Consider the following 582-nt stretch of genomic DNA (forward strand, 5'->3'; position numbering starts at 1 on the left):
ACGATGCGACTCGACACCGCGAAGTACGCCTACCCCGTCGACTTCATGTGCGAACAACTCGGCGTGTCCAGGTCCGGATACTACGAATGGCGAACCCGCCCCGACTCCGCGACCGCCACCCGCCGCGCCCACCTTCGATCGGCCATCGAGGAGGCGTTCGCCGCGTCCGACGGCACCTACGGGCATCGACGTGTCCACGCGCAACTGCGGCGCCAGGGCGTGTCCGCCGGGCCGGAACTCGTCCGCCAGCTGATGCGCGAGCTCGGGCTCGTGCCGTGCCAGCCCCGCCCGAGGCGGTGGGGTCTCACCCAGTCGTCGTCCGGCACGGTGCCTGACCTCGTCGGCCGGGAGTTCACCGCCGACGCGCCTGGCGAGAAGCTCGTCGGCGACATCACGTACATCCCGACCGGCGAGGGGTGGCTGTATCTGGCGACCGTCATCGACTGCTGCACGAAGGAAGTCATCGGATACGCGATGGACGACCACTACCAGACGCCGTTGATCTCCCGCGCCATCCGTAACGCCGCCCGGAATCGCGAACTCAGGAAGAACGCCATCTTTCATTCGGACCGGGGCAGCAAC

The 582-nt window shown here is 67.9% G+C and carries 1 protein-coding gene; it reads left to right on the forward strand.

Going from position 1 to position 582, the window contains the following annotated elements; all coding sequences use genetic code 11:
• Positions 1-582: IS3 family transposase (locus ACFHVL_RS31415; protein WP_416632252.1), on the forward strand; the 582-nt coding region annotated here is incomplete at both ends.

The organism is Micromonospora sp. LOL_023 (genome assembly GCF_048060115.1).
GTDB lineage: Bacteria > Actinomycetota > Actinomycetes > Mycobacteriales > Micromonosporaceae > Micromonospora_E.